The following is a 12,694-nucleotide window of genomic DNA, read 5'->3' on the forward strand; positions in this document are numbered from 1 at the left end:
GGAATGGATCCGCTCGCACTAGCCCTCGTTGAACTGGGGGCCGTCGTCTTCTGCCTCGGTCTCCTGGCTCGATTAGCGGGCCGAATCGGCATGTCCCCCATCCCCCTCTACCTCGTGGGTGGCTTGGCATTCGGTGCCGGCGGGTTCGTCAAGCTGGACGGCATGCATGAGTTCGCCCACCTCTCCGGCGAAATCGGCGTCATTCTGTTGTTGCTTATGCTCGGGTTGGAATATACGGCGTCGGAGCTGGTCACCGGGCTCCGGCGATCCTGGCAGGCCGGCGTCATGGATTTCGTCCTCAACTTCATTCCCGGCGCCGGGTTGGCAGTCCTTCTGGGCTGGGGACTTGTGGGCGCCATCGTGATGGGTGGCGTTACGTATATCTCGTCATCCGGCATCGCGGCCAAGGTCATCACCGACCTGGGACGGATCGGTAACCGCGAAACTCCCGTGGTGCTGTCCATCCTCGTTTTCGAAGACCTGGCCATGGCCATCTATCTTCCAATCCTCACCGCCATCCTTGCCGGCGTCGGATTCCTTGGCGGCCTGCAGACCGTGGGCATTGCGCTTGCCGTTGTCACTGTCGTCCTGGTCATCGCGCTCAAGCACGGCCATCGGGTGTCGCAAGCCGTTCACAGTGAGAACTCCGAGGTCTTCCTGCTCAACGTCCTGGGACTCGCGCTGCTGGTGGCCGGCATCGCCTCCGCACTTCAGGTCTCTGCTGCGGTTGGTGCCTTCATGTTGGGAATTGCCATCTCCGGCGCCACGGCCCACAACGCGACCCGGATCCTGGAACCGCTACGGGATCTCTTCGCCGCTATCTTCTTTGTGGCCTTCGGACTCAACACCGATCCCACGTCCATTCCGCCCGTTCTTGGTTGGGCTCTGGTGTTGGCCGTCCTCACGTCAGCTACCAAGATGGTCACCGGGTTCTGGGCCGCCAAGCGTGCCGGCATCGCGGTGCCCGGCCGTTTCCGTGCGGGCGCGGCGTTGATCGCCCGCGGCGAATTCTCCATCGTCATCGCCGGCTTGGCCGTTGCTTCCGGCGCCGTGCCGGACGAGCTCGCAGCACTCGCCACCGCGTACGTCCTCATCATGGCCATCCTGGGCCCGCTCGCCGCACGCTTCGTGGAGCCCGTGGTCAAGGCTCTCCGGAAAACGCCCGGCGCACCCCCGCGAACACCTGAACGCGCCCCGGCCTAGTCTCTCCGCGGGGGGCGACATCTCGCGTGAACGCACTCATCAAACTCCCGAGAACCCACCCCTCGGCGCAAGGAGAGAAGTGCTAGATGGATGTCCGGTGGAAGTTCTGGTGGCTGCGGCTGGCGGTGGGGCCGCGCTGGCCCTGGTACCGGTTGCCGTATTCGCCGGAACCGTAGGGGTGCTCTGCCGATGACGTCAGGCGGAAGAAGCACAGCTGGCCGATCTTCATTCCCGGCCACAGCTTGATGGGCAAGGTTGCCACGTTGGAGAGCTCCAGCGTCACGTGACCCGAGAAGCCGGGATCGATGAAGCCGGCCGTGGAGTGCGTCAGCAGGCCCAGCCGCCCCAGGGACGACTTCCCCTCAAGACGTGCAGCGATGTCGTCGGCGAGGCTGACAGTTTCGTAAGTGGAGCCCAGGACGAATTCACCGGGGTGCAGGATGAAGGGCTCGTCGCCTTCCACCTCCACCAGCCGGGTCAGTTCAGGCTGTTCCTCGGCGGGGTCGATGTGGGCGTATTTGTGGTTGTCGAACAGCCGGAAGAACCGGTCAATACGGACGTCCACGGAAGACGGCTGCACCATCGCGGGGTCGTACGGCTCGAGAACAATCCGTTGGGAGTCTATTTCGGCACGTATGTCGCGGTCAGAGATCAGCACAGCATCAAAAATACCCCATGCGTCCAACACGGCATGCATTGTCCGGGCCGCCCCGTGGGACTATAGTTCCCGGACATGTAGAACCGCGCCCGTACCTGGGGGCAACGAGCATTCGCGGGGTAATTGTGAAAAAACTGGCAGCGCCGGCCGCTATTGTGCTGGCCGGAGCGTTGGCCCTTGTCATTGCCGGGTCCAGCCAGATCCTTCCTGCCACCCAGGCGGTCCCGGACGGGACCACCACCCCGTCCGCGAGCGTCCCCTCGGGTCTGACCGCCCCCGAAGGAAGTACGACGCCGGACACCGCACCTTCGGCTGGCGCCCCCGCGGCCGGCGAAAGTTCCGACCCCGCCACAGTGACCACTCAGGAACCCGAACCGGAAAGCGAATCGCCGGGCAGGCCCATAGCTGTGGACCCGGTCATCGAGACGCCGCCGCCCGTGCCGAATATCGGTCCTTCGTGGGGTCCGGATGGGCCTTACTCGGAGTCCCCGAGCCCCAGCGACCCCGCCGTTCCCGCCCCGGATCCCGGCAGGCCGGCACCGGACCAGCCGCAGTCACCGTCCGCGACCCCGACGCCGTCAGCACCCGCAGCAGGCCCACTGCCGTCAAGCTCACCGTCGCCGTCGCCAACAGCCACGACCTCCCCTTCCCCCACAGCCACACGCACACCTTCCGCGTCCCCCACACCCACCCCGACACCAACTCCGAGCACCACCGCAACGCCATTCCCGGGCAAGGCCCCCAGCAGCGATCCCAGCCTGGACAACGGCGCCCTGGCGCTTCTCCCGGACAGCAACACGGCCGCGATCCTGACGGTGTTCAACGCGATCAACAATTACCGCGCGTCACTCGGCCTGGCACCGGTGAAGTACCACGCAACGGTGGCCAGCCTGGCCCAGGACTGGTCCAACAACATCGCCTCGCGTGAAGTGATCCAGCACCGTGCCAACTTCTGGACCGACCCCCGGGCGCTCAATCCGAACAACGGCGCGGGCGAAGTTATTGCGGTCCGTTGGGATCGTGATGCCGCCCAGCTGGTGGAGTGGTGGAAGGGTTCCCCCGGCCATGACGCCCTGCTGCGTGATCCCCGCTTCAACGTGATGGGCATCGGCATCACGTACACGGACGGCAACTGGCAGACCACCCCCAACCGCTACACACTCTGGGGGGTGGTGAACTTCTTCGGCTACACCACGTTGCCCGCCGGAACCACAACACGGCCCGGCGGAACCGTCACGCCTCCTGCCGATCCTGTGGGTGTCTGCGAACCGGATGCCAAGCACCAACCGCCCACAGTGGACCTCAAGGCGGCATCGATCCGAAGTGCCGCGGACCTTGTATCCATCGGCTCCGACGGCAGCGTCTACTCCTATCAATCCTTGGGCAACGCCAAGTACGGCGCTGCCCGCAAGATCGGGGTCGGCTTCACGGGCCTCAAGGAGCTCTTTGTCTCGGACTGGGACCGTGATGGCGTCTTCGACCTCATCGCCCAGCGCAACGACGGCGCCCTGTTGGTTTATCCGGGCCGCCAGACAGGTGGCTTCGGATCGCCGGGGGTGCTGGGCCACGGCTGGCAGTCCTTGAACATCTCGGTCGGCAACTGGTGTGCAAATAACCGCTTGCCGCAGATCGTCGCCATGGACGGATCAGGCGGTCTCTGGTTCTACAAGAACTCAGGGATGACGTACATCCGTACGCAAGCTGCCATCGGTACGGGTAACCCGGCGGTGAGGCTCAGCATGGTGGATTACAACGCCGATGGATTCCAGGATCTTCTGACTGTCGAAGCCAACGGCTCCCTGAGGTTGTATCGCGGCAGCGGCCTTGCCACCCCCAAGCAGGAAGCCAGGCCCGTGGTGGGCGCGGCTTGGACGGACTACTCCGGGCTGCGCGCACTGCAGGGAGTCACCGGAGCGGGAACCACTGGCATCGCGGGCCTGGGCACCAACGGGGTACTGGAGTACTGGGACCTCACCTCTGGAAGGCTTACGACGCCGGTGGCGGTCGGCGGCGGTTGGAACGGCTTCAAGCTCGCTCAGTAGCCGTAAGACGGCGGCTCAGACCACCGAGCGCGACTCCATGACGGTTTTCAGTTGCTCCAGTTGGGCCACTTCGCCCTCCATGGTCTTCTGGATCATGCCGTTCATGAGCTTCTGCAGGCCTTTGGGGTGGTACTCCAGCGCGAACCTGAGCCGCGTGGTTGCACCCTCGGTACTGAGGTAATAGCCACCCGTGGGCCTGGCAGGTCCAGCCACCACGGCGAACCGGACTTCTGCTCCGGGCCGGGCTTCGGTGATCTTGAAATCTGCGGCTATGGGTCGGCCGCCCGGACCGTTGATGGTCTGCTGGTAGAGCGCGCCCTTCTGCCCGCGGATGCCGGACCGCACCGAAATGCTCCGGATACCTGAGCGCCACAAGGAGTTGTTCAGGCCGTCCATCAGGAATCCGTAGACGGTCATGGCGTCCCGGCTGATCACCACTTCATAGGCTGCGAATGCCACGGATACCTCTTTCGGCGTACGGTTCGATGTCGTAGCCCGGTTCCCCATACGCTGCAGCTAACACCTTCAGAATAGTCAGCGGATGGCCCGCCGGCACATATCGGGGACGAGCCTTGACCGAATGGTTATGAGGCGGTGTGGAAGGTTACGGCTGACACACCCGGCCCCGCGCGGTAGAGTTCCCGAGGCTGCAAAAAACCGAATTGGGGGCGTTATGCGGGTTCTGGATCATCAATCATTTGCACGGAAAGCCCGACGACGGCTGGCTGCCGGCGCGGCTTTCCTCGCCGTTGCGGTGGGGACCGGGGTGCTCTCAGCAGCGCCCGCAGTGGCCGTGGCACCGCCTGCGGCGACCATCGCCACGGTGGCCAAAGCGGCGGTGGCCAAAGCGGCGGTACCGACAACTGCTAACCCGCTGCCGAGCGTGGACCCCATTGGGAACCCCGCCAGCATTTCTGTGCTGGTCAACAAGTCGAGGCCCCTGAATCCGGCGAGCTACGCCCCTAACGATCTCATCAACGCCCGCGGCTCAGGCCAATACATGCGGGCTGAAGCTGCCGCCTGGCTCAACGGCCTGTTTCAGGGAGCGGCGGATGCGGGGACGGGCGGCTTGTCGATCGTGAGCGGCTACCGGTCTTATGCCCAACAGCAGCAGGTGTATTCCTATTACGTCAGCATCTACGGGCAGGCCTACGCGGACACCATCTCGGCACGGCCCGGCTACAGCGAGCATCAGACAGGCCTCGCCATGGACATCGGCAACGCGGCCGGAAACTGTGGTCTGAGCACCTGTTTCGGAGACACGGCAGCGGGTAAGTGGGTTGCCGCGAACGCCCACAAATACGGGTTCATCGTCCGCTATCCCAACGGCTACACGGGCACCACCGGCTACAGCTACGAGCCCTGGCATTTGCGCTATGTGGGTGTTGCCTTGGCTACTGACATGAACCGGCGCGGGTTCCCCACCCTGGAGCACTACTTCGCCGGGAACACGGCAGCCGCGGCCAGCATCAAGTCCGGTGCCGACTTGGTGGCCGCCGACTCTTCGGGTCGTTTGCTGCGCTACCCGGCGACGGCGGTGGGCAGTTACGCGGGTGCCGTCCAGATTGGTTCGGGCTGGACAGGCCTGAAGCAGGCCTTCGTGGTGGATTGGGACATTGATGGCGTGTACGACATCCTTGCGCAGTGGAACAACGGCGTCCTTGGTGTGTATCGAGGCCTACCCGGCGGTGGCTTTGCCGGCCAGGTTGTTGTTGGCAACGGTGGCTGGGATCGCATGACCATCACCGTGGGTAAGTGGACACACGCACATGGCCGGCCCGGCGTCGTCGGATATTTCCCGGACGGTGTCCTGCGCTACTACCCCAACACCTTCGGTGGTGCGCTCAGCAGCCCGCAGATCATCGGCAAGGGTTGGAACGGCATGGAACTGACCATTGCCGATTGGGAAGGTGACGGCGCCAATGACATCCTGGCGCGGACCGCTTCCGGCGCCCTGATCAATTACCGTGGCGATGGTTGGGCTGGCTTCTACGGACCTGCCACCACCGTGGGCACTGGCTGGCAATACATGCGCGTGCTCGCCCCGAATTTTGGGCTGACTGGCGCTGGCACCCGCGGCATCACTGCGCAGACAGCCGACGGCAACCTCTACAACTATGGTTTGGGCCGAGGCCAGTGGACAACCTACAGCCAGGTGGGCTCCGGCTGGAACAGCTTGAAACTGTTCAAGTAGGCCGTCGCACTGCCAGCGGTGTGCCTGTCATGAGGGTCCTCGCAACTGCGCTAAGCTAGGACTCGCTCGGGGGATTTTTCCCGGGCATTGCGGGCGTAGCTCAATGGTAGAGCGCTAGCTTCCCAAGCTCGATACGCGGGTTCGATTCCCGTCGCCCGCTCAAAGAAAACCCCGGATCCAGCGATCCGGGGTTTCTTTTGTTCCAAGCAAGAACCGTTCGACGGCGGCACTCGCCAATCGGGGCCGCGCACCCGTCGACTGGGAGGCCACGCGAGCCTACACTCGTACGTACATCCACCTATCCGGGAGGTCCTCCAATGACTCTCACCGACGGGGAGGCGGGTCCACTCGCCGTTATCAACCGCCTGCTGGAAGCCACGAACAAGCACGATTTGGAAGCCTTGGCGGAGTGCTTTGCGCCGGGCTACGTGAATGAAACGCCGGCACACCCGACAAGGGGTTTCACAGGACGGGACACCATTCGCAGCAACTGGGAGCAGCTCTTCACGGGTGTGCCGGACATTGCTGCCCGCATGCTGGCCCACAGTGTCAGTGGCAGCAGCGTGTGGACCGAACTGCATCTGACGGGCGCCCGCCGTGACGGCACCCCGCACGAGATGACCGGTGTCATCATCTTCGGCGTGGACGAGGGCATCATCAGCAGTGCCCGTTTCTATCTTGAACCTGTGGAGAAGGTGGCCACCGTGGACGATACCGCGGACCGTGTCACCCATAGGGTCACGCACGGCCGTCCGGCGGTACAGCCGACGCAGTGACGCCGGCCAGTCTCTGGTGACTCCGGCCACAGGGCTATCCGGGTAGGTGTATCGTCAGGAGTCAGGAGCCATTTCGGTTCCGCTCTAGGGAGCAAACATGGGCGACAAATCACCGCGCCAAACCGCATCAAAGAAATCCAGTAAATCCATCAAGGAAAAACGTGCGGACAAGAGGGCTTCCGAGTCCTCCGCCACCGAGGCCGCAAAGCCCTCTACCGGCAACAAGAAGTGACCGCGCCAACTGGCCAGCTGAGCATAGGCGTCCTTGCTACCTCGCTGAAACCCAACGAGCGGCGCCTGCCGATCCACCCGCAGCATTTGGAACGCATCGCCCCGGAAGTGCGCCAACAACTACGTTTCGAGTTTGGCTACGGCGAACGCTTCGGTGTCCCGGACAGCAAGCTCGAATCGCTGGTGGGCGGACTGGGCACTCGCCAGGAACTGATCGCCAACAGCGACGTGATCCTCCTGCCGAAGCCGCAGGCCCAGGACCTGGCCGAACTCCGCGACGGCCAGACTCTCTGGGGTTGGCCACATTGTGTTCAGGACCGGGCTATCACGCAATTGGCCATCGACAAGAAGCTCACCCTGATCGCCTTTGAGGCCATGAACCACTGGGCCGGCGATGGCGGTTTTGGCCTGCACGTTTTCCACAAGAACAACGAGCTCGCCGGGTATTGCTCCGTGCTGCATGCGTTGGCCCTGACTGGTTCCACTGGCGACTACGGCCGCCGGTTGAGTGCTGTGGTGATTGGATTCGGGGCAACGGCCCGCGGTGCAGTCACTGCGCTCAATGCCCACGGCGTCCACGACGTGCAGGTGCTGACTAACCGGGGCGTCGCCGCCGTCGGGTCCCCGATCCACTCGGTACGGATTGTACAGTTCGACCACGACAGCAAGGCCCCGTTTCTCAGCGAGGTCATCACGGACAACGGTCGCAAGCCACTGGCACCGTTTCTGGCTGCGGCGGACATCGTGGTCAATTGCACCCTGCAGGACCCGAACGCGCCGCTGACCTACTTGCGGACCGAAGACCTGGCTGAGTTCCAGCCGGACAGCTTGATCGTCGACGTTTCCTGCGACGAAGGCATGGGCTTCAGCTGGGCGCGGACCACCACGTTCGACCAGCCCATGTTCCGCGTGGGCGGACACGTCAACTACTACGCGGTGGACCACAGCCCGTCCTATCTTTGGAACTCGGCCAGCTGGGAAATCAGCGAGGCCTTGCTGCCCTTCCTGGACACTGTGGTGGCGGGCCCGGACGGGTGGGACGCCAACGAGACCATCTCGCGCGCCATCGAAATCCGCGAGGGCGTAATCCGTAACCCGGACGTATTGGAGTTCCAGGGTCGCTCGGCGGAGTACCCGCACTTGCCCACCGCCTGACGAAACACAAAAGGCAGCGCCCGCGGTTCATCGCAGGCGCTGCCTTTCTCTAAACTGTCTGCGGCTCCTGAACGATCCGCAGCACCCGCCGCCGGTCCCGCAGGTCCACCTTCAGGTGCAGGGAAGACTTTCGGGCCAGTACGACGGCGACTACCGCAGCCGCGATGGCCGGCACACCGCCGGAAACGAGAACTGCCAGGTGCGGACCGAGGTGCTCGGCGAGCCAACCCATCGTGGGGCCGCCGATTGCCTGGCCGCCGATGAGTACCACCAAGTACAGGCTCATGACGCGCCCGCGGATGCTCATGTTGGAGCTGGTCTGCACCATTTGGTTGGCCGCGGTGAGGAACATGAGGCACCAGAATCCTGCCAGGACCATGGTGACGCTGAACCACACCATGGTGGGCATGACCGAGGACACGCAGAGCATCAATCCGTACAACCCGGCTGACGTCACTACCGACCGTAACCGCAACTGGCGGCGACGGGTCGACGCAACCGCGCCCGCCAGTGCACCGAGCGCAACCATGGCGTTCAGCAGGCCGTAGCCTCCGGCACCGGCGTCGTACACGTGGTCCGCAAAGGCTGCCAACAGCACTGGCAGGCTCATCGCGAAAACTGCCACGAAACCGGCCATCAACCACGGCCAGTAGATGGTGGGCTTGCTGAGCGCATAGTTGAGGCCTTCGCGCAGCATGCCCTTCTTGCGGGGTGTGGGCTGGCTGATGTGCAGCTGGTCCTTGCGGAGGATGAGCAGCATGGCAACCGTGGAGCAGCAGGCAACGGCATTAGCGGCGAAGGCCCAACCGGCGCCCACGGCGGTCAACAGGACACCGGCCAGCGCGGGGCCGATCAGGCCGCCGAGCTGGAACGTCGTGGAGTTCACGCTGATGGCGTTGCGCAGGTACTTGGGCCCGACTAGTTCGTTGACGAACACCTGCCTTGCCGGCTGGTCCAGGACGGTCACGAAGCCAAGCGCCAGTGCGATGACGTAGACGTGCCAGACCTCGACGCGCTGGCTCAAGGAAAGGAATGCCAGCACGGCTGCGAGGACCGCTGCCGCCGACTGGCAGATGATGAGGATCTTTCGCTTGGCGAAGCGGTCGGCAATCATGCCGCCCCACGGACCAAGGAAGAGTGACGGCATGAACTGAAGCGCCACCGTGATGCCCACCGCTGTGACCGACCCGGACAGCTGGAGGACCATCCAGTCCTGGGCAATGCGCTGCATCCAGATGGCGATCACGGCAATGAAATGGCCGATTGCGAAGATTCGGAAGTTGGGAACCTTCAGGGAAATGAACGTGTGCCGCCAGGGCAGCTTTTCACTCACGACGGCGAGTGGCTGGGTGACGGTGTCCGGCGGCTGAGGCGCGGATAAGGAATCGATGACGGGCTGGCTGACATTTGCCGCTGAAGGCGGTGGGGGTGCCAAAAGTAGTCCTCGGATGAGAGTTTCGGTGGGATGCGTTTAACGCTATGGTTGCCAGCAGCAATTATGGAAGCGTATTGCGCCTATAACTAGCATTGCGGAATGCAATGACCCCGCTGCACTGGCGCAGTACTCCGGCCCGGCGCTGACCTGCGCCTTAGGAGTCCCGTGTTCGAACCTGTCCAGCTCCGATCCTTTTTGGCGGTTGCGGAAACCCTGAGTTTCACCAAGGCCGCCGAACGGCTCGGACTGGCCCAACCCACGGTGAGCCAGCACGTCCGCAAGCTCGAAGCGGCAGCCAAGCGCGTACTCGTCGCCCGTGATACCCGTGAAGTCAGGCTCACCGACAACGGCGATGCGATGGCCGGCTTCGCCCGCAGCATCCTCGCTGCCCACGACTCCGCCGCCCGGTACTTCTCCGGCTCGGCAATGCGCGGACGACTCCGCTTTGGCACCGCCGACGACCTCGCTATCACTGGCCTCCCCCGGATTCTTCGCGAATTCCGGCAGCTTTACCCGCAGATCAACTTGGAACTCACCGTCAGCCAAAGCGACCAGCTCTATAAGCGACTGAACGCCGGGCAGCTGGACCTCGTATTCGTGAAGTGGGTGGCAGGCGCGAAGGAAGGGACGGTGGTCCGGCACGACAACTTCGCCTGGGTTGGAGTCGAGCAGACCGTCTTGGAACCCGGCGCACCCGTCCCACTCATTGCCTACCCGGCGCCCAGCCTCAGCCGGAAACTGGCCATCGATGCCTTGGAGGCCGAGGGCCGGACGTGGCGGATTACATGCAGCACCAAGCAAATCAGCGGCGTGCTCGCCGCGGTACGGGCGGGCATCGGCGTAGCTGTGATGCCGGCGTCGCTGGTTCCCGAGGACCTGAAAGTCATCACTCAGCGGTTTGGCCTGCCGCCGGTGGGAGACGTGGATTTCACCCTGATCCGCAACCCGCTCGCCAACGCCGAGGTGATCGACGCCCTCACCCAGGCGATCATGGGGCGGACGTTGAGCAAGTCGAGCTAGAGGCCGGACCGGTTCGCCCGACTCCGATCCAAGCGCCCGCTCCACCACCTCACTACCCGGAGGTCGTGAAGGTCAAAGCGGCCTTCCGGCACGGCGGCCCGGATGCGTTCGTCGTCGAAAGGAAGCCTGGGACGCAGCTCCACGGGAAGCCACGGGGCGTACGGTGAAGGTTCACTGACCCCCTCGGCGAGCATCTGCGCCTGGGCTTTTGCGACGAGTGGCACCACCATGATCCACTCGGTCAGCTGTGCCAGAACGCGGATCGACCAGATAGGGGCGCGGACGTAGACAGGGTAGCCACCCGCCGCCCGGGCGATCCTGCGGACAGCCGCTCCAAGCTCAAGCTCTTCGGCTCCGACGACGGCGACGGTCGGGGTGGGCACGCGACCTTCAAGGGCCGCGATCAGGGTATCGACAGCCTCTTCCACAGGGAGGGGTCGGACAGTCCGCTCCCGGAATCCGACTGTTGCGAAGACAGGAAAGCTGCGTACCGCACGCGTTACATGGTCAACCATGTGGTCGCCGTTGCCGTAGATCATCCCGGCCTTGATGATCGTGTACTCGATGCCCGACTGCCGCAGGAGCTCCTCGGCAGCCCATTTGGTCTCGTGATAGGCCGACCCACAATCCGGACGGGCCCGGAGGAAGCTCAGCATGACGATTCTTTGGACGCCCGCCCTCCGGGCGGCTTCAATGACTGCCCGTGTACCTTCAACGTGGACACGCTGAAAGGTCTGGTCACCTATTTCCCGGTTGATCCCCGCGCAGTGGGCCACGACGTCGCACCCCGTGAAGGCCTCTGCCAAGGCATCGACGTCAGTAATTGCGGTCCCTGTCCGCCGCGAAATAATGACGGTGTCCGGCCTGTTGAGTCGCTCCGCGAGGTGACGCCCCACAAAACCGGTACCGCCGGTAATGGCCATACGCATATTCTTGCTCCTTCGCTTATTAGCAATGAAGCTAAACTGTATATAGCTATTGTGCTATATTGCAAACATGGCAGATGCAGCATCGGATATCTTCGCAGCCTTGGCACACCCCACCAGGCGGCAGATCCTTCAAGACCTCAAGGACGGCGAGTTGGCTGCCGGCGAGATCGCTGCGCGGTTCAACGCCACAGGACCCACCATCTCCCGGCACCTAAGCGTGCTGCGTCAGGCCGGCTTGGTCACGGAACGACGGGATGCCAACCGCATCCTCTACTCGCTCGTGGGTGAGCGCCTCGCACTGTCGGTAGGAGATTTCCTCTCCACGGTCTGCCCCGAGCAGATCGTATTGCGGGAGGTCCGGAAGCGGCATCCTGCCCGTCCCTCGACCAGGACGCCGAAAGAGGCCAGGACCTCCGAGGCCTGAACCCCGGCCGTAGTACGCTCGCCCCATGACCCACGCCAAGCTCACGCAACCGTCATCAAGCTTTCACGCCTCCTGGCTGGAAAGTTACGACGAGTGGGGGACCCTCGACCAGGACGGTTCGGCAGCATTCCTGGCCGCGCGGTACGACCTCAATCTCCGCGAGGGGGGCCATTTCTCGCAGTGGGTGGACCTACTCCATCAAATGCCCAGGGCGGAATTTTCGCCACCCGAAGGCCTGGCCAACCAGACCACCATTTGGGTCACCGACGGCGCGGCCTACTTGGGCGCTGCCAGCCTCAGGCACTCCCTGGCGAATGAATACCTCAAGGAAGTTGGCGGGCACATCGGCTATGGAATCAGGCCAAGCGCCAGAGGTAACGGCCTGGCCAAACTTGCCCTCAACGGCGCCCTCCAGGAGGGACGCGCGCTGGGGATGGAGCGCGTCCTGGTGACCTGCAAGCAGCCCAACCGGGCCTCTGCCCGCACCATTGAGGCTTGCGGCGGCGTGCTTGAGGCCATCCGACCGCCGGCGAGCTTCGCTCCGGCTTTGGGAGTCACAGAACCGATCTGCCGCTATTGGTTCACTCTTTAGCGGCGTTCGCTTTTGTTCAGCAGGCGATACGCCCT

General features: G+C 63.8%; 13 protein-coding genes and 1 tRNA gene. 10 read left to right on the forward strand and 4 right to left on the reverse strand.

Annotated features, from left to right (window positions below):
• The first annotated feature begins 3 nt into the window (after positions 1 to 3).
• Positions 4 to 1,203, forward strand: a complete 1,200-nt coding sequence (locus ACR30Z_RS16150) for a cation:proton antiporter (protein ID WP_434373553.1) — start codon at positions 4 to 6, stop codon at positions 1,201 to 1,203.
• An 82-nt stretch (positions 1,204 to 1,285) separates the two neighbouring features.
• Here the strand turns inward: ACR30Z_RS16150 and dcd are convergent, their stop codons facing one another.
• Positions 1,286 to 1,861 carry a dCTP deaminase gene (dcd, locus tag ACR30Z_RS16155; protein ID WP_011776299.1) on the reverse strand — a complete coding sequence of 192 codons (576 nt, stop codon included), beginning with the start codon at positions 1,859 to 1,861 and terminating at the stop codon, positions 1,286 to 1,288.
• 125 nt (positions 1,862 to 1,986) lie between these two features.
• Here dcd and ACR30Z_RS16160 point away from each other — a divergent pair, with 125 nt between their 5' ends.
• On the forward strand, positions 1,987 to 3,903 hold the full coding sequence (locus tag ACR30Z_RS16160) for a CAP domain-containing protein (protein WP_434373554.1): 1,917 nt from the start codon (positions 1,987 to 1,989) through the stop codon (positions 3,901 to 3,903).
• Positions 3,904 to 3,918: 15 nt separating this feature from the next.
• On the opposite strand, the gene ACR30Z_RS16165 is transcribed toward ACR30Z_RS16160, so the two are convergent.
• Entirely contained in the window at positions 3,919 to 4,362 is a 444-nt protein-coding gene (locus ACR30Z_RS16165; RefSeq protein ID WP_144649183.1) for an SRPBCC family protein, read from the reverse strand.
• 214 nt (positions 4,363 to 4,576) lie between these two features.
• Here ACR30Z_RS16165 and ACR30Z_RS16170 point away from each other — a divergent pair, with 214 nt between their 5' ends.
• From ACR30Z_RS16170 to ACR30Z_RS16190, 5 genes are all read left to right on the forward strand, one after another.
• A complete protein-coding gene (locus tag ACR30Z_RS16170) occupies positions 4,577 to 6,097 on the forward strand; it encodes a M15 family metallopeptidase (RefSeq protein WP_434373555.1) in 1,521 nt (506 codons plus the stop codon).
• An 89-nt stretch (positions 6,098 to 6,186) separates the two neighbouring features.
• Positions 6,187 to 6,257: transfer RNA gene (locus ACR30Z_RS16175), tRNA-Gly, on the forward strand.
• A gap of 157 nt (positions 6,258 to 6,414) precedes the next feature.
• The gene (locus tag ACR30Z_RS16180; RefSeq protein ID WP_144649181.1) at positions 6,415 to 6,873 is read left to right on the forward strand and encodes a nuclear transport factor 2 family protein; all 459 of its coding nucleotides are present in this window, start codon (positions 6,415 to 6,417) and stop codon (positions 6,871 to 6,873) included.
• A 97-nt stretch (positions 6,874 to 6,970) separates the two neighbouring features.
• Positions 6,971 to 7,105 carry a hypothetical protein gene (locus ACR30Z_RS16185; protein WP_011776304.1) on the forward strand — a complete coding sequence of 45 codons (135 nt, stop codon included), beginning with the start codon at positions 6,971 to 6,973 and terminating at the stop codon, positions 7,103 to 7,105.
• A complete protein-coding gene (locus ACR30Z_RS16190) occupies positions 7,102 to 8,259 on the forward strand; it encodes a N(5)-(carboxyethyl)ornithine synthase (RefSeq protein WP_434373558.1) in 1,158 nt (385 codons plus the stop codon). Before ACR30Z_RS16185 ends, ACR30Z_RS16190 begins: the two co-directional genes overlap by 4 nt.
• Before the next feature lie 49 nt (positions 8,260 to 8,308).
• Here the strand turns inward: ACR30Z_RS16190 and ACR30Z_RS16195 are convergent, their stop codons facing one another.
• On the reverse strand, positions 8,309 to 9,694 hold the full coding sequence (locus ACR30Z_RS16195; protein WP_434373560.1) for an MFS transporter: 1,386 nt from the start codon (positions 9,692 to 9,694) through the stop codon (positions 8,309 to 8,311).
• A gap of 165 nt (positions 9,695 to 9,859) precedes the next feature.
• Between ACR30Z_RS16195 and ACR30Z_RS16200 the strand changes: the two genes are divergently transcribed.
• Positions 9,860 to 10,714, forward strand: a complete 855-nt coding sequence (locus ACR30Z_RS16200; protein WP_144649178.1) for a LysR substrate-binding domain-containing protein — start codon at positions 9,860 to 9,862, stop codon at positions 10,712 to 10,714.
• Here the strand turns inward: ACR30Z_RS16200 and ACR30Z_RS16205 are convergent.
• Positions 10,711 to 11,643 (reverse strand): SDR family oxidoreductase, encoded by a 933-nt coding sequence (locus ACR30Z_RS16205; protein WP_434373562.1) that lies wholly within the window; start codon positions 11,641 to 11,643, stop codon positions 10,711 to 10,713. The genes ACR30Z_RS16200 and ACR30Z_RS16205 overlap by 4 nt on opposite strands.
• Positions 11,644 to 11,710: 67 nt before the next feature.
• Here ACR30Z_RS16205 and ACR30Z_RS16210 point away from each other — a divergent pair, with 67 nt between their 5' ends.
• A complete protein-coding gene (locus ACR30Z_RS16210) occupies positions 11,711 to 12,067 on the forward strand; it encodes a metalloregulator ArsR/SmtB family transcription factor (protein WP_434373563.1) in 357 nt (118 codons plus the stop codon).
• Positions 12,068 to 12,092: 25 nt separating this feature from the next.
• Positions 12,093 to 12,659: a GNAT family N-acetyltransferase gene (locus ACR30Z_RS16215; protein ID WP_434373564.1), complete on the forward strand. Its 567-nt coding sequence runs from the start codon at positions 12,093 to 12,095 to the stop codon at positions 12,657 to 12,659.
• Positions 12,660 to 12,694 lie beyond the last annotated feature (35 nt).

This window comes from Paenarthrobacter sp. FR1, assembly GCF_051106045.1.
Classification (GTDB): domain Bacteria; phylum Actinomycetota; class Actinomycetes; order Actinomycetales; family Micrococcaceae; genus Arthrobacter; species Arthrobacter nitroguajacolicus_A.

What these genes read in the sequence shown, in the direction of transcription:
- ACR30Z_RS16150 (WP_434373553.1), top strand. Translation starts at nt 4, where the DNA reads ATGGATCCGCTCGCACTAGCCCTCGTTGAACTGGGGGCCGTCGTCTTC.
- ACR30Z_RS16170 (WP_434373555.1), top strand. Translation starts at nt 4,577, where the DNA reads ATGCGGGTTCTGGATCATCAATCATTTGCACGGAAAGCCCGACGACGG.
- ACR30Z_RS16180 (WP_144649181.1), top strand. Translation starts at nt 6,415, where the DNA reads ATGACTCTCACCGACGGGGAGGCGGGTCCACTCGCCGTTATCAACCGC.
- ACR30Z_RS16185 (WP_011776304.1), top strand. Translation starts at nt 6,971, where the DNA reads ATGGGCGACAAATCACCGCGCCAAACCGCATCAAAGAAATCCAGTAAA.
- ACR30Z_RS16205 (WP_434373562.1), bottom strand. Translation starts at nt 11,643, where the DNA reads ATGCGTATGGCCATTACCGGCGGTACCGGTTTTGTGGGGCGTCACCTC.
- ACR30Z_RS16210 (WP_434373563.1), top strand. Translation starts at nt 11,711, where the DNA reads ATGGCAGATGCAGCATCGGATATCTTCGCAGCCTTGGCACACCCCACC.
- ACR30Z_RS16215 (WP_434373564.1), top strand. Translation starts at nt 12,093, where the DNA reads ATGACCCACGCCAAGCTCACGCAACCGTCATCAAGCTTTCACGCCTCC.